General features: G+C 42.5%; 12 protein-coding genes. All 12 read right to left on the bottom strand.

The annotated features are described in order from the left end of the window. Positions 1 to 109 precede the first annotated feature (109 nt). The 12 genes from GR929_RS12545 to GR929_RS12490 all read right to left on the bottom strand — a co-directional run bounded on the left by GR929_RS12545 (position 110) and on the right by GR929_RS12490 (position 17,469). On the bottom strand, positions 110 to 1,498 hold the full coding sequence (locus GR929_RS12545) for an alpha/beta hydrolase family protein (protein WP_159520304.1): 1,389 nt from the start codon (positions 1,496 to 1,498) through the stop codon (positions 110 to 112). A gap of 7 nt (positions 1,499 to 1,505) precedes the next feature. Next, the gene (locus GR929_RS12540; RefSeq protein ID WP_201301002.1) at positions 1,506 to 2,609 is read right to left on the bottom strand and encodes a sialidase family protein; all 1,104 of its coding nucleotides are present in this window, start codon (positions 2,607 to 2,609) and stop codon (positions 1,506 to 1,508) included. Positions 2,610 to 2,776: 167 nt separating this feature from the next. After that, positions 2,777 to 3,454, bottom strand: a complete 678-nt coding sequence (locus tag GR929_RS12535; protein ID WP_201301001.1) for a DUF3826 domain-containing protein — start codon at positions 3,452 to 3,454, stop codon at positions 2,777 to 2,779. 28 nt (positions 3,455 to 3,482) lie between these two features. Next, complete coding sequence (locus GR929_RS12530) at positions 3,483 to 5,048, bottom strand: MGH1-like glycoside hydrolase domain-containing protein (protein ID WP_201301000.1); 1,566 nt, start codon at positions 5,046 to 5,048, stop codon at positions 3,483 to 3,485. 4 nt (positions 5,049 to 5,052) lie between these two features. After that, complete coding sequence (locus tag GR929_RS12525) at positions 5,053 to 6,897, bottom strand: exo-alpha-sialidase (RefSeq protein WP_159520300.1); 1,845 nt, start codon at positions 6,895 to 6,897, stop codon at positions 5,053 to 5,055. A 59-nt stretch (positions 6,898 to 6,956) separates the two neighbouring features. Continuing rightward, a complete protein-coding gene (locus GR929_RS12520; protein ID WP_159520298.1) occupies positions 6,957 to 8,360 on the bottom strand; it encodes a glycoside hydrolase family 140 protein in 1,404 nt (467 codons plus the stop codon). 12 nt (positions 8,361 to 8,372) lie between these two features. Further along, complete coding sequence (locus GR929_RS12515; protein ID WP_201300999.1) at positions 8,373 to 11,531, bottom strand: DUF6298 domain-containing protein; 3,159 nt, start codon at positions 11,529 to 11,531, stop codon at positions 8,373 to 8,375. A 79-nt stretch (positions 11,532 to 11,610) separates the two neighbouring features. Next, positions 11,611 to 13,182, bottom strand: coding sequence for a sodium:solute symporter (locus tag GR929_RS12510; RefSeq protein WP_159520296.1), 1,572 nt, complete (start codon positions 13,180 to 13,182; stop codon positions 11,611 to 11,613). Between the two features lie 3 nt (positions 13,183 to 13,185). Continuing rightward, positions 13,186 to 14,355: a four-carbon acid sugar kinase family protein gene (locus GR929_RS12505; protein ID WP_159520294.1), complete on the bottom strand. Its 1,170-nt coding sequence runs from the start codon at positions 14,353 to 14,355 to the stop codon at positions 13,186 to 13,188. A gap of 11 nt (positions 14,356 to 14,366) precedes the next feature. Then, positions 14,367 to 15,404, bottom strand: coding sequence for a 4-hydroxythreonine-4-phosphate dehydrogenase PdxA (gene pdxA / locus GR929_RS12500; RefSeq protein WP_201300998.1), 1,038 nt, complete (start codon positions 15,402 to 15,404; stop codon positions 14,367 to 14,369). Beyond that, the gene (locus GR929_RS12495; protein ID WP_159520292.1) at positions 15,397 to 16,320 is read right to left on the bottom strand and encodes a dihydrodipicolinate synthase family protein; all 924 of its coding nucleotides are present in this window, start codon (positions 16,318 to 16,320) and stop codon (positions 15,397 to 15,399) included. Before GR929_RS12495 ends, pdxA begins: the two co-directional genes overlap by 8 nt. Positions 16,321 to 16,323: 3 nt before the next feature. Continuing rightward, positions 16,324 to 17,469, bottom strand: coding sequence for an iron-containing alcohol dehydrogenase (locus tag GR929_RS12490; RefSeq protein ID WP_159520290.1), 1,146 nt, complete (start codon positions 17,467 to 17,469; stop codon positions 16,324 to 16,326). Positions 17,470 to 18,138: the final 669 nt, after the last annotated feature.

Genomic DNA, 18,138 nt, shown 5'->3' with positions numbered 1-18,138 from the left:
TGTCAGCGTGATACAAAGTGAGAATAGGATTCTGATCTGTTCCATGTCAAGCCCATTTTTTACTATCTTCAATTCCATACGCTTTAAAAGCCTCGTTGTCGTTGCAAAATTACTCACCAAAAGTTGTCTTCAGCACTTTTTTAAGCTCATCAATTCCCAGAATGGCCTTCTCCGGTAGATTAGCCTTGTCATTACCAAAAACATACATGGCTGCTTCATCTTCAATCACGCTGTTCGATTCGTCATAATTTCCACTCTTATCTTTAACGCTGAGGGTATCCAACTGTAAAAACCCGCCCATAAAATCGTACATGGCAATCCGTTTCGAGCGACCGTAGTCATGTCCTTCTTCAGGTAGATGCACATTTTTTACATGATCGAGTTGATTGTAAAAGCCATAAGTTCGCTGCATAAACGGAAACTCATATTCCGGCACATGATTCGACCAATCGCCGCCATCGGAAATAACCAGTTGTGGTTTGGGCGCAAACATGGCGGCAATTTCAACATTGTTGGTTCCTCCACCACACAGGTGAATTGGCTGACCACTTTCGCAAGGGCAACCGCCATAAAAGTAGCACGACAGCATCACCACCGGCACACTCACATTGATTCGTTCGTCGATAGCCGAGATCAGCATCGTATGGCTACCACCACCAGAACCACCTGTAATTGCAACCCGATCAGGGTCAGCATGATTGAGCGACAATAAATAATCCAGTATTCGTTCGCTGTTGAGCACTTGAACCAGTTGCGCAGTGCTTTGCTTATGATCTTCAAATTGAAGCAAACTTTCGCCCCAGGCAAACAGGTCGTAATTCATGACAATGGCTCCCATTTGAGCGAGCATTGCACAACGTATCTGCATATCTTCGTTATACCGACCATTGGTAAAATGACCATTCGGGCACAATATTACCGGAACCTTCCCTTTCAATTTTGCAGGCTTGTAAATCGACCCGGTGGTGTATAATCCGGGCAAAACTTCCAATGCTATATTTTCAACCTGATAGCCGTTCATCTTCCGTTTGTTGGTAACAATCGGATCAGAGTCCGGCCATTCGGGCAGATCATCGAGATGAAAAATAGCACGCATACACTCTTTTAATTCAGCCTTTCGCACTTCCCAGGATTTCTGATCGTCATACAATGTTTTCATGTACTCCAATCGTTCAACTCCCTCTCTCAGGGTAATTTTAGAATAACGAAAGTGCGAGATGCGATAGGTATTATCATCTTTCTTCTCGAAAACCAGATCGAAAGGAGTCAGTACATTTTTCAGCGTCTCCTCAATGGTTGGTCGAAAGCGCCAATTGGCATAATCCAGCATTTTACCACGAACCATACTGCCTGCAAAACTAAGATCGACCTGATATTGCTTTTCAATATCCAGCAAAACATCCTCCAAGTCCCGACTATATTTAGTATCTGAGTTTTGCGCTTCGACTAGAAAAACCGAAAACAAAAGTGTAAACAGAAAAAGAATCTTTTTACTCATCGTCTTGTTATTTTTCAGGCCACTTTTCATCGATAATTTCAGTCAATTCCAATTTTGCCGGATCAACTTTTACGTATTTCATTCGCTCACGACGCCAGGTGTAAATAAAATGCACCATGCCATCAGCCGACTGAATTACTGCCGGATAAGAATACTGGCTGATTTCGGAATCTTCCAATACCAGCGCTGCAGACCAGTGTTTGCCATCATCGGAAACTGCTACATTAAGTGGTGTGCGATAACCTTTTTTAGCGCCAATGGGTGTTTTTACGTGGTTGTAAACAGCCAGTTGACGGCCATCCTGCAACGAAACGGCATCGGTTCCTGAGTTGTTATTTGGAAGTCCGGAAGCTTGCGGCAATGACCATGTTTCGCCGTTGTCCGAAGAATAAGAATCAACCAACACGCTGTTTTTACTTCGGCATAAAACAGACAAACGCCCGTCTTGGTGTTTCAAAACACTGGGCTGAATAATTTGATAGGTGCTCGGGCTATTAATTGGTCCAACCTTACGCCAGGTTTTACCAAAATCAGGGGTCAGTTCGAAATGCACCTGCCATCCCTGGCCTCCTTCAGTACTTGACCCGCAGATCAAATCGCCGTTATCTAACAACAACGGTTTATTTTTTACCGGGCCAATAAAGCCATCAGGTAGTTTTTCGGCTTCGCTCCATGTTAATCCGTTGTCCGATGAACGCTTCAGCATGCCCCACCAACCGGAAGGACTAGGCCCAACTTTATAAAACAACAACAAATCGCCATCAGGAATTTGATACAAAACCGGATTCCAGGTTGGATAACGCAGCGTATCGTTTTGCACCCCGTTGGCCACTTCAACCGACTTTGTCCACTCACCATCGACCAAACGACTGAAACGGATGGTCACATCCGGGTTTCGTTCGCGTGTGCCGCCAAACCAAGCAGCAACAATACCGTGCGGCGTTTCGGCCAACGTTCCGGCATGGCATGAAGGATAAACATCTTCTTCGTATATAAACTGTTCTTTTACGATTCCTTTTTTCCACCGATTTTCCTGTGCTTTTGCCTCAACTGAAAAAAGACAAGCAAGAACAAACATCACAATTAGACTATTTCTGAAATATAATTTCATCTGTTTATATTTTTCAATTTAAGTTTGAGCAATTTCGGTACTCCTCTGGAATGCTTTAGTTTGGTGCACCTGCACATGTAACTCCCAATAATCATCCCCTGTCTGAGCAAAATATTGATCATGCTCATTTCGTATTCAATGCACGCTTTAAATTAGCAATGTAAAGTCTACTTTTTGTTTTTTTCTTCTTTTATTTTTTTGACAAAGGCCTTGTAAAGCTGGTGCCAATCTCTTCCGTTACTGTTTAAGTATTTCTCGCACTTCGTTTTGTAGATTTCGAAAATAGCAGAGATCTCTTTCATCTGTTTATAATCGACTGCCATTTCGCGAGCCTCTTTTAAATGGCCTAAAATTACAGCGGCTTCTTCGTCGGTTAGGTCCGGCACAATGGCGTAGTAACCACGCATGGTGAAGTCAACCTTACCTACGGTGTATTTATCCAAAATAGCTTCAACCTGCTCTTCTTTCAACTCTTTACGAAGTCCGCTCATTAAATTCTCATGCACACTTTCGGGCATGGCTGAATCGGCAATCATTTGTCGATCCAGCTCGGTCAGCTTTTCCCCTGTCCTTGGATTAACTCCGGCAGGAACCGCTGATCCGGGGTGCTCATCATGCCAAGTTTTCACTGCCGTCAGATGTTCGGCTACAATGTCTATTACGCGCTCTTCTTTTGCTTTATCGGCCAACTCTAGCGATTTCACCCACTCGGTTGCTTTCTGTTCCTGATCGGATAACTGATCGCTAACGACCGATGGGTGTACGGTACAATTTGCCTCGGTAGCCGGAGTGTACAAGAAAGACACTGCTGCAAAAACAGAAGCTATTAGTAATGATTTTTTCATTGGTATCGTTCTTTTTATTGATTGCGAGTTAGTAACTACAAACCAGGTGTTCGAGGTGCTCACTTCGTCCAACCTCTTTTCCATCGACTAAAATGATAAGCCCTTTCCCTAACTTGTATTTTTCGCCCGTTTTATCCCAAATGATGCTGACACTTTTCCCATGATAAGAAACTTGATCGAGCGAAAACCAATCCCATTTATCTTCGGGAATCAAGGGGTTCACTTCAATTTTCTGATCATCGCGGGGACGCAAACCAACCAGTCCGGTAATAATTAAGTCATTAAAGGTTGAATGATTGTAGTAGCGGCTTCGCTCCTGATCTCCTTTAAGCCAATAGCCAGTTACTTCATCCAAATACTCTCCAATATATGGGCGACCGCGGTAATATTGTGATTCAACATACAACTCCATCAGTCTAAAATAAATGGAATCGTTCACCACATCCTGATCGTAATTATTGATCAGGTTAGCCATGGCAGTCATGGTTTGTGACGTTGCAAATGGCCAAATGGCACCATCCCACTCGCAGCTGCAACAGCCATGAGAGCGAAACTCCGGGTGACTTCGCTCGGCAGTTGTCAGCCCAAAAGGAGCTAAAAACCCCTGAGTGCTTTTTACCTGTTCCCAGGCACTTTGCTGCTTTTCCTTTGGCAAGTTGAAATACCATGGAATGAATCCAATTTCTTCGCGCACCTCCGCAAAACCTCCTTTTTCGTTAACCGTTTCGTAGAAGTTCGCCTCAGCATTCCAAAGGCTATCATTCACCAGCTTTTGTAAGGTATCAGCTTTAGCTTCATATTTTTCAGCAACTTTCTTCTTTCCGGCTAAACCTGCAATTTTAGCAATGGCTTTTGCATTTCCATACATGTAGCTGTTAATCGTTGGGCGCTTATTTTTCACGTGACGTCCACCACTAATTTGCTCTTCCATGCCATCGCGAACATCGTATTGCCAAAACAGGCCAGAAGGTGTTTTTTTTTCAAGCTCCCACGCTTCGTATTCTGAAAGTAAATCAGGCAACATATCCACCAAATACTCCTTGTTTCCATCAACCAGGTATTTGTTGTAAAGAGCATTGGCCGTCCAACTACTGAACTTGAGAAGCTTATTCATTTTTCCACCTTCATTACCCCGAAACCAAACATGGACATAGTCGTTCACATATTTGCGATCGCGCAACCAGCGGGATTCGTATATGTGATGCCCCAAGGCACAACTAATCATGTTGTATTTATCAGCATACGGACGTTGAACCAGAAACTCGGTCATGACGTATCCTTTGGGAGTCTCTTTGATGTGCTTGCGCAGGGTCCACCAACGGTAGTAATACATTTCCTCAAAATTGGCTTGCGGACATTCGAACAGGGGGATATTGGCTTTCATCCATTCCCATGATTCGGTATTAGGGATAGCGCCGGCAATATTTTCATCTTCCATGCGATTAAAATAATCGACATAGTGCTTAAAATCCTCAGCTTGAAGGAGCTGTTTTTCACTGCTCTTTCCTTTTTGGCTTGCCGTAGCCGGCAATAAACACATCCAGGTGAAAGCAATAATGAGTGTTAATTTTATTGTATTTTTCAACTTATACATTCAACTATAATTTTTCAGTTTTCAACGAATAAATGCGGAAGACAGCTTCGTCAACAGGCTTTCCGCTTTGAGGAACATCAAATTTTTGATCAGTTGGCGTATCGACAGTTGGAAAGCGGCGGACCTCTCCAGTACGAAACTGAATGCTTTGGACTTCGTGAACCGGTGCAAAACTCAAGCCCGTGGTTTTCTTTTCACCATTTACATACACATCGTAAAAACGAGACCAAGTGGTCGCTTCAATACGAATGGTGTATTTTTTACCGGCTTCGTACTCCATAATATTCCGCAAACGATAGCCTGCTTTGTGTTTCAGTATCCCATCCTTATCAAAAACAAGGCGCAACGTTCCGGTGTTCTCTTCATCTTGCAATTCAACATGCAGCAGACCATGGTCATTTTGCTCTGCTTCAATTGTAAACTCAACGCTCACCGAATCGGATGGCGGAAACAACCGCTTGGCTTTGGCGTAGTCAAATTCATCTTTGTCTTTTAAGGTCAGACAGGATGTTCCATCAGCATCTTTTTCAATACCAACACGCGCCCAAACCGGACTAAAAAGATTCCATTTGTCCAAAGCAGATGCTGAATCCATCGCAGAAAAATCTTCATTAACATGATTCTCAGCCTTCGATTTAACAGGCACTGGAATTGTTGAAACCCAGATATCTTCCTTATTAATGCTGTACGTTATCCAAAGGTTTCCATCAGGAGGTGTACCATTACCTTCCTGAATACCGCGAACATATTGCGGACCATAAGATTTATAGTTACCACCATAGCGCATGGTTGTAATTTCACCATTCACCAAAAGTAAATTTTCATAATTGAGACCGTCCTCACTCACTGAAATAGCTAAAGGCCAGCGAAAATCGGAGGGATTGTATACTGTCGCAAAACGACCATCGGAAGTACGTTGTCCCCAAATCTTAGCATTGCTATTTACAAAGCCAGGGGCACGAGTGGGCGTTGTCCAGGTTTTTCCTTCATCTTCACTCACCGCAGTGAGGGCATGTTTCCACAGGCCAACCACGTTACCATTCGGCAAGTGATAGTACGAGAAAGCTTTATACTGTTTTTGTATGGGAATTAACGGATCATCCCGATCCGCTTCTTCGTTCCACTGTTGTTGAACAAGCGGATCGGATAGCATTTCTTCACAGGCTTTAACAAGCCCTTTATCCTTGCTCTTCGTATAAAACGGATAGTCCGTATTTTTTTTGCTCCACCCTTCGTTATAACGAATGAAATAGATCGGCCCGAAGGAACCATCTTTATGAATTTCGCGCACAACTCTTCCAATTCCTTTTCCATCGTTCGGGCTGTCGTGTGCATCAATAGAAATAGCAATGTAGGCGATGGCAAATAAACGATCATCAGAAGAAACATAAACTCCCATTCGTTGATGATTCACCGACAGCAAATCTTTTGCCACTTGATCACTTCCCTCCTTTTGCGTTCCGTCCGGAATGGAATACGGAGGAAAAATAACCTCAGGCTTCGACCATTCGTAACCATCTTCTGAAGTCACCAAAAAGGTTTGTCCCGGTGGAACGTGCTCTCCAACCGGATCGCTTAAATATTCTAAAAAGAACGTATCGTTCCAATACGCCAACATAGGCGCATGGTTGTAGGTCCATCCAAAATTATCAGCAGTTTCAGGAAGTTCGCGATTGGCGCGCATCACCTGAATGTTATGTACGCCCATTGCCGGGCTCAGTTGCCCATGATGATAGTCAGGATTGTTGAGCTCGGTCCCTGTAAAATGAGGGATTTCCTGAGCTGAAGCTACTCCCACTCCACTTAATAACAAGGCGGACACGAGTAATATTTTATTCAGTTTTATCATTTCAAATCAATTAAATTGAAGTTTTCCAATTCCAAAAAACTCAGAAGTCAATATGAATGCTATACTTCGTCAAGAATCAACACCCAGTCGTTACCATTCTCTTTTTCACCCGGGGCATCAAATTCCTGAACACCCTGGGTCTCAAACTCACCGATGGCTGTAGTTTCTCCATTTCGGGGATCAAACCAGCTTGCCTTTACTTTTTCAGCTTTAAACTGCTCCATATCAACAGGAATATTTCTTCCGGTGTACGTGTAGATAAAGGCATAGTTTGAACCACGAGTAGCGATTAAGTAATCATACCGCTCACCATTTTCACCGGCTATCAAACTTTGATCCGGCACTCTATCCAAATAAGAACGCGATAGCATCAAATCTTTCAGGTGAACCATCTGTTTGGCACCCGGAGCATCAATTGCTTCGGTCCAATATTCTCTGGCTCCGTATGCCGGTTCATTATCCGTCGGCTTATAGAACTGCATTACAGCACTATGTCCATAAGTATAGCCGAATGCTCCGGAAAATACGGACCAGTATGCATATCGACGAACATCATCATCATTCCAAAATGGTTGCAATGTATCGTGTAAGCCCTGAGGAATTCCTTCGTAAGAAGGCTCGCCATCAATGGTTGGTTTAGCCGGAGTCATATCCCAATCGGTTTGCATGTAACGCCAATTGTCTTCACCGTAAGAGCGCTCCGTATCATCCTGCTCGTAATTTCGGTGTCCGGACTGGATCATGTTAAAATCCAACCAAGCTTCGTTAGCAAACCAATCAGATGACTGCATCCGTCCGCGTGGGTGAAAGGTAATCAGGTGATTCGGATCAGTATCATTGATCGCATTTCCCAGATTATTCCAGGTAGCCGTTGAATCGTTCCCCATGGTGTCACCACCATTCAGCCAAATTATATTTTTGCGGTCTTTGTAGCGATTGGCTATCCACTGGCCATAAACAGAGGCTTCTTCTCTTGATACATAACCACTTTTTACATTGCCTCCCCATACAGGAACCAAGGCCATGTACAATCCTTTTTCGGCAGCCTGATCAATCACATAATCCATATGATCCCAATAATCATATTGCAGCGAGTCGTCGAATGCATTTCCTTCGGTAACCACCGGTTTTGCCACATTGGCATTTACTAAGGCTGAATCGCCATAAATATTGACAGCTCCTACGCTGTGCAATACCATTACCTGAATAACATTGTATCCTTGCTCTTTGCGGATTTCCAAATATTTCACTGCATTTTCCCGATTAAGCTTTGAAAATAGCAGCCAACCGGTATCGCCTAACCAAAAAAACGGATCGCCATTCTCTTCAACAAAATAATGTCCGTTTTCAGACACTTTTAAAAGCGGTAACCCCGTATCTTCTTTCTTTTCTTCCTTTGAGGTTGAAGTACAACCAACAGCAAAAAATACAGCTATCGTAATGATCAATAAATTTCGTAACATATTTTATAAGGTTTATTGTTGTTTTTTAATCCAAGTTATGAGTGATGATTTTTGAGGCAGTTTAATCGCTTGTTTTTCGCCTCCCTTTATTATAGTCTCTTTATTGAGTAAAGTCCCATCCGGAGGTTGAATAAATTTAACGACATATCGTCCTTTCCTTCCAGTCAGGTCAATCGAAAGTTCTGATTTGTTCTGCGAATAAATGATAAGTGCATTGTCACTTTCCAAGCTGCACTCTTCTTCAGGGTTAGCATCCGGCTTAACGGGCCGCATCGAAATGGCATCGGATAAAAACCCGGCCGGCAAATTTTCGGGGAGAACCACAAGCGAACCTCCGGCCATAAAAGCAGCCCAACCATATACATTGTATCGGCCTTCAGAAAAAACAACGGCCTTTTCAGGGTATTGAGACGTATATTCGAACACCGAACGATAAACAGAGCTGAAGGAGCGTTTGCCGGGTTTTACCTGTCGTGCATGCTGACGCGGCGCCAACTGCTGAGCGCTCAGTGGCGCATACAACGTTCCGTCTTCGCGATAGCTCCAATAGCGAATGTCAATTACATCGATCAGATCTGCGTATTTTTTATTCGCCAAAATAGAATCCTGAACATCCTTGGTGGTACTCAATCCTATCAATTTATCTTCCCCGGTTTCCTTTTGCCAATTGTCAATCGTTTCTAACCAGAATTCGGTAAAATGAAGCGGACCTGTATATTCAGCACTAATCAGCTGAAGGACGTTTGAATTATCAGCAAAATTATTCAGACATTGACGAATATAGGCCTGATGCAACTTCCGGCGTACCGGATGGCTTTCATCATAAAACTGTTTGGCCATATAAATCCGTTTATCTCCCGCATAAGGCACCGGCTCTGGAAAACCGGTGTTGTTAATATTGTTCGCAGGTCGCCACGGACTGTCAGCCCAGTGAGCTCCGGCTTCTAAAATGTTATGCTGAAAATAGTTGTGATGCACCAACAGCTTGCCGTTTTTGTCAGCCAAGTCGGCAAAATCAGCAAGTCGATTCCAGTACCAATCATCATATTTGGTTAAGTCGTATTTACTCAATCCGTCCCAGGCAGTTCCTTGTCCGCTTCGGGCAAAAGGCTGCTGGTAAAATGGAGCCCAAACCTGACCATCCATCCTTCGAACTCGCTGATGATCGTCGCGGCGACGATCGTACCACAAGCCATAATTGTGTTCAAGACCAACCATATTGTATTCATCCATCCAGTCAATCACCTCATTCAGGTTATCGGTATATCCGTGACCATTTCGGCCCGGGACATAACGTGTAACAGCAGGAGTTGCCTTCTTCGTAGCATAGGGACGAGCCACTCCCCTCCACCAAGGCACCGTAAAGCGCATGCCGGTTAACACCAAATCATCTTTAACCAATTTCCCGTTTTCAACAGTAATTGGATGAAGAACTTCTGTTGCAATTTTCTTCTTGTCTTTTAATTCGCTTGCTTTTATGGCAGTTGCTGCTTCCAGTGAAATCGGATCGCGGTCGTCCGCTTGCATAATCCAATCTTCCAAACGTAGCGCCGGTGTGTAAGCTTGTTCCGTTAATTCCTGAGCTTGTTCGGCAGTAGGGCTACTTGTTGAGTTATCGTCGAAGGGCATTACCTGGTCAGCAAACTCCTCGGTTTTCTTATCCAGTCGATCAGCTAGCTGTGCATAAAACAAACTTCGGGGTGTGACATGGTTATTTTCTTCAGCCCAATATCCATTGCCCGAAAATTGACTCCAGGCACCGTAACTCCAGTTCATCGCTGTAGGTGGGGCGTAGTTTTCGATCAGCGCAGCAGAGCATTGCCACAGCATGGAATTGGCAGCAGTCCAGCCAGCTCCCTGGCGGTTGAGCATCTGATTTTTAAAGGAAATGGCATGTCCATCAACATTCACAATATCGAATAAAACACCGGATGCCCAACTGTCAATTGTCCCGCTGTATTCGTAGGGCAAATGCGATTCACATTGCACAAAAACGTTTGGCCCGGCAGCACAAAAACCAAGGGCAAAATCATGATAACCATATTCGGCATACAAGCGTTGAAACAAGGTTTGTTGCCCCATTGTGAAAAAGGTATATCGCCGCTGACCGCCGATTTCAGAAACCGGATCTGTTGAAACACAATCCTGAACCGTTACTTTTTTAGCGGTTTCATAAACAGCAACTGCCGACCCGGCAAAATGCTTAAAAGTTAATTGACGTACCCATACATTTTCAGCATTCTCAATAGTTATAGCTGACCAACAATGGTTTTCATCTTTCAAATTCGTTTCATCAAAAGCCGACTCCAAATTTAGATTTTCAATCCCAATGTTGTTGATTCGTCCTTTCCAGTTATATTTTATGATTCCACTAGCTCCCCAAGTCGTATCTAATGCAGTTGTTAGCGGAGCATCGACGAAAATGGTATCTCCTTCGATTGCGGTAATCGTACGATCCCAGTAGATATCGCGGTTTCCGGGTTTCCAGCCAATCCACCCCGTTTCTTCTCCACCAAATTCAACCATACTTAATCTTTCAATCCACTTTTGAGACGATAGACGATGAACAATAACCGGGTCGCCTACTTTGTAAGCTTCAGTATTTTCAACCACAAACTTCATCGCATTTACAGGCACGTATGAATTAGAAATACGCGTTGTATCAGTAAAAAACTGATCACTTTTCCCAAGAATCCGAATAAAGGTCTGCCGGTCTTTTCCTCCAGCTATCAATGTAGTTCCATTGTCGCCAAAACCACTTCCTCGCAGCACAACACCTGAAGCCTTAATCACCAGCCGTCCATTGACTTTAAACGTACCTTTCTGTAGTAAAACAGCTCCTCGAAAGCCATTCTCATTTAAAGGTAACGATGCGACATAATTCAATGCTTTTTGAATGGTGAGCGTCGCGTCTCCTTCCACCGGAGCAACAACAACTTTCGGCTCGACGAAAGGGATTTCTGATTCTGAAGCTTTATATCCAGCATAGCTAAAATCGGGAACCCGATTGCCGTCTTCGTCTTTTCCGTATAACAAACGACCATCTTTAGAAACCGATACAGGCTTCAAATCTGGCTCTTGAGCGAATCCATAAAACGGACTACTACTCAAGACCAATAATATTATGAAAATTAATGAAATTGCTTTTTCTGATTTGATATACATTTTCATGTTGAGTTAGAATTTTAAATCAAAGGTGATCATCTAAATTCGTTATGATCAGATTCAATACAAAACCAATGCCGCAAGCTTAAGCCGCATTTGTTCGTTTGTATTTCAACCACCCTTTGTACGTTAAGCGGTCATCAATTTCTTTCGACTTAAAGAAGAAACTTGCAATAAAAGCAACCACAAACAATACCACATGACTATAAACCCCAATCATGTATTTGTGTTGGGTGAAATTGAAAGCGCCCAAGTCAATTAACAAAGACTCTTTTCCACTGGCAGCTCCGATTGGCGTAGATGTTAACAAAGCGTAGGCCGTAAATAATACACTGGCTCCAATTCCAAAGTAAAGCCCTTGCTTGTTGGGTATTTTTGAAAAAATTCCGAGTAGAAACATTCCTGCAATTCCTCCTGAGAATATCGCATACAAAGTGAAAATTATACCCAGCACTCCTTTGCCGCCCGCATGAACGTAAAACAAGGCTACTCCAATCGCACCAAGACCTGCAAGAACAATAAAGATTTTACTCAACAATACCTGTTCTTTTTCAGAACTCTTTGGACGAAACCGAAGGTAGTAATCCTCTAAAACAATTGCAGATAAACAATTTAAATCTGAGTCTAAGCTGGAAACTGCCGCTGCAATTAATGCCGATATAATTAAACCAACTACACCAACCGGCAACTTAGATACAATGAAAATTGGAAAGACCGCATCATTTTTAATTCCCTCCGGCAAAACATCTTGCGATATTTGATAATAAGAAAACAGAGCCGTTCCGATGAACATGAATAACGCCCAGACCGGCACACTGAGCAAAACACCGATTAATGACGCCTTGATCGCTTCCTTGTCTGACTTTGCCGTTAAATACCGTTGCACGATCGTTTGATCAGTTCCATATTTCTGAATGGCATAAAAAATACCGTTTAGTGCCATTACCCAAAATGTAAGGTTGACAAAATCCCAGTCAAATGGGCCAAAACCAATTCGTCCGTTTTCCATCGCTACCGACCAAATTTCAGACGGCCCTCCGTCAGTACTGAACAGCAAAATAATCAGCGTCACAATTCCTCCAAAAATTAGCATAAATCCCTGGATCACATCCAACCAGATAACTGCTTCAATTCCGCCAAGCATGGTCAATATAATCACTGCAATTCCGATTATCCAAATAATCGTAACCGTATCCATCCCAATCATCTTTCCCAATGCAAGTGAAATGATATAAAAAACAGTTCCCATTTTTGCAAAGTGTGTCAAGATAAACCCCAGGGAGCTGTATAGCCGTGCAAAAAAGCCAAAGCGTCGTTCAAAATACTCGTAGGCGCTCAAGCGTATTACATGCCGGAATAAAGGCACAATAAAGCCAATGGCGAAAACTAATACAATGGGCACCATTAATCCTTGCACCAGCCTGATCCAGTTTGAACCGTATCCTTCACCCGGATAGGCTAAAAAGGTGATGCTACTGATTAAAGTGGCGAGGATTGACATCCCAATGGCCCATGAAGGCAGTGTTCCTCCCCCCGTAAAATACTTGCCAGTGCTTTTTTGCTGTCTCGCAAAACGAACTCCAACTCCAACTGAAACAACAAGAGTTAGTACAATGATGATATAGTCGATTAGGTGAATAGAAGTAGTAGGTTGCATTGATTAGTTGTTAGTTTTTATAAAGTGAATTTTATTTTTTGGCCATTTATAACTTCCCGGCTTGGTGGTTACTTTTAAATTTGGATATTTAACAGGATTCATTTGGATAATTCCGGGTTCCAACTCCCCAAAAGGCACCAATCTATTAATTTCTAAATAGTTGAAAACCGCTGAAGCAGTTGCTCCGCCTTCAATAAAAAGATCATTCAGCTCAACTGATTTGATAACTCCTGCGACTAATTCACCAATCATTTTTGTGAGACGAACGGATAATCCTTCCTCATCACAAAACTTATGCTTTATGGATACGAAAACATTTTTATTTGTTTTCAACGCATCAACAACGTTTGCAATCCAGGTCTGCATACATTGGGAATCGTAATTGGCATTATTGAAAATTTCATCAGGCATATTAATAACCGAGATATTATTGTTTAATGTAAGCCCATCCATATCCGGGGGTTTTGGGTAAGCACTTCCGAACACAAAGAGTGACCGTCTCCCAAACGTATAATCCCTACCTGTGTGGTTGGTTTCTTCAACGCCAAAAATACCACACAAGAGCGAATCAAAAAAGCCTGCTCCTCCTGCAACCACCATATTATTGTCAAGACGATGACTCCATTTCTTCATTTCAACATCATTTGTTATGTCGCCAATTATTAATCCGCTTTTCGGTAATTCGTCCGTTGGCCTTGCCGACTTCGCAACTAAATAAGTACTACTCAACAAATCAACAACTGATGATGAATGGATTGAATACTCCGGATCATTCCCGAACGAGGTTTCAGCTAAAGGAATATCTTCGATATAGTAAATTCCGTTTTTAATAATTCGTTTGAAATAAGGGTTTCCAGCAACAACAATCGCAAGATCCTTGCCAGAAGCTTTCATTTGAGCATGTAGTTCTGCGTTAACATTCCCCCGCAGTACTGAATCTAACTTCTTAAAAATGAAAGTCGGTTCAAGCATCAACAGCTTCTTTACAATTTTATCAATCTCTTTGGATGCTTCTTCCTCATTTAATGATCTGGTGTTTGTAGCGATGATTAATAAATCAATATCGTCAACCTTCTCCACACTCGTTTCAATCATTACCCTCAATCCGTGCCTTAACCCAATTCCCCCAATCTCTGCGGCTCCTGTAAAATCATCTGCTATAACAGCTATCATCTTTATATTTATTAGTTCGACTGATGTAGTCTTGTGGCATATTGTATGGCTAATAAAAGTGCATCCGGACTAGCGACTCCTTTTCCGGCTATTTCAAAGGCAGTTCCATGATCTACCGATGTACGGATGATTGGAAGTCCCAACGTAATATTCACTCCTTTCACACTTTTCATGACCTTTTTTTCCTTATCCCAATTAAAACCAACAACTTTAAAGGGGATGTGTCCCTGATCATGATACATAGCCACACAACCATCGAATTTTCCTCCCGTAGCCAAAGCAAAAAGGGTATCCGGCGGCACAGGTCCTTCGGCATCAATTCCTTCGGCTTGAACTTCTTTCAAGGCTGGCTCAATCTCTTCCTTTTCTTCGTATCCAAATAATCCGTCGTCGCTCGAATGAGGATTTAATCCTGCTACTCCAATTTTCGGATTTTCAATTCCGAGCTTTTTCAGGCTGTCATTTAGCAGGTGAATCACCTCAACAACGCGGTCTTTTTTTACATTATCGCAGGCCTGACGCAACGAAACGTGGGTGCTCACATGAATCACCCGAAGGTCTTCTTCGGCCAGCAACATGGCGTATTTAGAAGTGTTTGTGTAGTGTGCATAAATTTCGGTGTGTCCCGAAAAGTGATGACCCGCCGCATGAATCGCTCCTTTGTGGATTGGTCCGGTAACCGTGCCATCAACCTTTTTGGCAAGTGCCAGGTCAATGGCCTGCTTAACAGTGCGAAAAGCCAGATCACCCGCCACAGCAGAAACAACTCCAAATTCTATCGCATCAGGATCTTCAACGTCTAAATTAAAAATATCGATCGTTCCATGCAGAAAGCGAGCTTGATCAACATCGTCAACACTATTAATCTGAAGTTCGGATTGTAACAAATTGATCGCCTTCTTCAAAATACTGGTATTGCCAACCAACAAAGGTTTGCAAATTTCATAGGTTTGCTGATTCGCAAAGGTCTTAACAGCAATCTCCGGACCAACTCCTGCCGGGTCGCCCATTGTAATTGCCAAAATGGGTAGATTATTTAAGTTACTCATTGAGCTGAATAATTTCTAATTTTTGTAATTCTTCTTTTATATTATTCTGAAATACTGTTTCATCGTGTAAACGATACATTGGTGGCAAAACCTGAGTTCCGCAAATTCCCATTACAGCCAGAATTGACTTTAAGGCTGGAATTGATTGGCTTAAAATTCGGTCCTTTTGATAAAGCAATGACAAATCGTTTGTCTGCCGTTGCAGTTCGTCCGCTCGTTCAAACTTGCCTTCCAAGTTCGACAGGTATAGATCTTGATAAAGTTCCGGCACAAAATTGCCGGTGCTTGGAACAATGCCATCGGATCCTTTTTTTAAAGCGTAAGCCGATTGAGCAGCCCAACCTAAAAGGTGGACAAAATCCGGTCGATCTTTCCACAATTCAATAGAACGATCTAAGCGTTCCAGATCTCGCTCCGAATCCTTTGTTCCAACAATGTTAGGATGCTTGCTTAATTGATCAAGAACCTCTAACGGGATTGAAATTTTGACCGTTGCCGGCATGTTATAAATAATCAAAGGACAAGGTACCTGATCAGCTAAATCCGTGAAATAATTCACCATCTGCTGATTGTTCATCGGATAGTAAGCCGGAAGCGTTGCAACAACAACATCAACTCCCATTCCATGGTATTTCCGAGCCATTGTTACCGACTCTTCAAAGCAATTGGATGAAATACCCGCATACACCAGACAACCTGCACCAGCGTATTTTACAGTCTCAGCAACCATTCGGTCTTTCTGCTCATCCGAAATAGACGGAGCCTCTCCGGTAGTTCCTAAAATAAATGGATACACACCAGCACTCTTGAGTAGCCCAACAATGCGCCCAACCGACTCTCCATCAATTGTATTATCTTCTTTAAATGGAGTAATCATTGGCACAATTACTCCATGGTATTTTTTTCCAGGTTTCATTCGTTAATATGCTTTTTTGTAGATCGAAACAATGTCCTCTATTGTTAGTTCCTTTACATTATTATTTAAAAGACGTTGAACCAAAATAGCTGCATCTGCCATCTTTTTAATGTCTTCCTTTTTGATGTTAATTTCGGATAGCCGACCTGGCAAACCGCAGGCAGCAATCAATTCTTTAATCTTTAACACTCCGGACTGAGCCAGTTCCGAGTCAGCTCCGGACTGAGTAACGCCCAAAGCTTTTGCTACTCCGGCCAAACGTTCGTTGCCCTCAGGCATGTTGTACTCCATCACATAAGGCAACATCAGTGCATTTGACAACCCGTGCGGAACGTCGTAGATGCTTCCCAACGGATACGCCAACGCATGCACTGCTGCCGTGTTAACCGGCCCCAGGCACATTCCGCCATATACACTTCCTAAAGCAACTGCCGCGCGAGCGTCTATATCGTTACCGTCTTTACAAGCGCTCTCCAAATTTTGACTGATTAACCGGATTCCTTCCAATGCCCACAAATCAACCATTGGATGAGCAAAACGATTAACGTATGCCTCTAAACAGTGTGTCAACGCATCGATACCGGTTGCTGCAGTAACAGCCGGCGGAACTCCAACTGTTAAGGCTGGATCGATATATGCGCCATCGGGCACAAGGAACGGACTGATTACGCCTTTTTTGCCACCATCTTTTTCATCAAGAAATATCGCGTTTGGAGAAACTTCGCTTCCAGTACCACTGGTGGTTGGCAAACAGGCCAAATAAGTTTTTCGCTCCTTGAGCAAGCCTATTCCTATAACGTCTGATATATTTTGGTCATTTTTCAGCATTGCTGCTAAAAACTTTGCGACATCCAAAACACTTCCACCTCCAATTCCAACCACGCTATCGGCGCCAAAGTTTCGAGCTTCTAACAGAACCTTTTCAAAATCACGAAATGAAGGCTCTCCTTCTATTCCGGTGTTGATTTGAACCCGGATTCCTTCTTTTTCAAAAGTCTTTAATAAATCGCCCAACAAGGGCACTACCGGACTAATTGTCAACAGGTATAACGATTTATGTTTCATATTTAAATAGTCTTCCGTAAACTTTCCAAGACTATCTTCGCCAAACACAATGCTTGACGGTTGTTGAAGTAAAATTCTATTCATTTTTAATTTATGTTCGGCGATGAATAGGCACACCTACCATTAGCGCCTCTATTCAATTATTAACCCTTAAAAAAAATCACGAGTTAGCAACGTCCACAGCGTCAAACCCCTGAAATAGCACCAGTTAAAAAAGCTTGCAATCCCATTATGTAAACGTTTACAGCGCAATTTATACCTTTTTTTAATTTTATGCAAATCCAACTATTGACAAGCATAGCAAGCTCGACACATGCATCTCAAACACTGGATGTTAAGAACACATCTAAATTTCAACGATTAATTAGTAATAATTAAATCAATCCTGAACAAATTGTCAGATCTCACCTGTGAGTTCACCATAAGGATACATATCTTTCAAAAATTTTCAGTTAAGAATACTATTCAAAACGCGTTTATTTCCCCTTCAATAAAACCAGCACAAACGCTCATATATAATACTCATTATAAAAACATTAGCCACATCCCAGACAGCAATTCAACTAAACTAAAAATAAGCTTTAGGATATTATATTAACATCACCTCGCCAACAACAACCAGCCGCGACTTTGTAAAAATCAATACACACAGCATCAATAAATGTGTAATCGTTTTCATTGTTTTTATATTTTTTACATTTATATTTGTCTTATAAAATCAGTCTGAACGACAAAATGAAGTCTTATGAATCA

The organism is Sunxiuqinia indica (assembly GCF_009847015.1).
Lineage (GTDB): Bacteria > Bacteroidota > Bacteroidia > Bacteroidales > Prolixibacteraceae > Sunxiuqinia > Sunxiuqinia indica.
Note: the sequence above shows the minus strand (reverse complement) of the source record. Positions and strands in the feature narration are given on the sequence as shown.